Annotated in this window: 1 protein-coding gene; it reads left to right on the top strand. The window is 38.9% G+C overall.

Translation table 11 applies throughout. The features are described from left to right. Positions 1–288: replication initiation protein (locus A1D25_RS02030; protein WP_157394044.1), on the top strand; the 288-nt coding region annotated here is incomplete at both ends.

Below are 288 nucleotides of genomic sequence, written 5' to 3'. Positions count from 1 at the left end.
AAAGGTGAGGGCAAAGCCCAAATCACTTTTTCAGATGCGGTCATGCCTTATCTGACACAGTTGAAGGGGCAATTTACTAGAGTTGTAATTAAGAATATCTCCAATTTATCAAGAAGTTACAGCATAAGAATATACGAACTTCTCCAGCAATTCCGCAGCACAGGGGAACGTATTATCGCCCTCGATGATTTTCGCTCAATGCTTGATATAGAGCATAAATATCAAACATATAAGTCTCTGAACCAGCAATTATTAAGACCTTGCGTTGACGAACTGAATCAAAAAAGC

It is taken from the genome of Ursidibacter arcticus, from assembly GCF_009761375.1.
Taxonomy (GTDB): domain Bacteria; phylum Pseudomonadota; class Gammaproteobacteria; order Enterobacterales; family Pasteurellaceae; genus Ursidibacter; species Ursidibacter arcticus.
This window is presented reverse-complemented; position numbering and strand designations above follow the sequence as displayed.